Annotated in this window: 1 pseudogene; it reads left to right on the top strand. The window is 64.7% G+C overall.

The window, feature by feature from the left end:
• Positions 1–377: pseudogene (locus HX774_RS18155) on the top strand (acetyl/propionyl-CoA carboxylase subunit alpha); the annotation flags it as partial.

The following is a 377-nucleotide window of genomic DNA, read 5'->3' on the forward strand; positions in this document are numbered from 1 at the left end:
GTCGCCCATTCCGATGCCGACATGGCCGAGGGCTTTGCCGCCGTGAAGGCCGAGGCCCTGACCGCGTTTGGCGACGACCGGGTCTTCCTTGAGAAGTTCATCGTCAATCCGCGCCACATCGAGATCCAGGTGCTGGGCGACAAGCACGGCAACATCGTCTCGCTGTTCGACCGCGAATGCTCGATCCAGCGCCGCAACCAGAAGGTCATCGAAGAGGCGCCGTCGCCCCTGCTGGACGACGCGACGCGCAAGGCCATGGGCGATCAGGCCATCGCCCTGGCGCGGGCCGTGAACTATGACAGCGCCGGCACGGTCGAGTTCGTGGCCGGTCAGGACCGCAGCTTCTACTTCCTGGAAATGAACACCCGTCTGCAGGT

The organism is Brevundimonas sp. P7753, assembly GCF_013386595.1.
Lineage (GTDB): Bacteria > Pseudomonadota > Alphaproteobacteria > Caulobacterales > Caulobacteraceae > Brevundimonas > Brevundimonas bullata.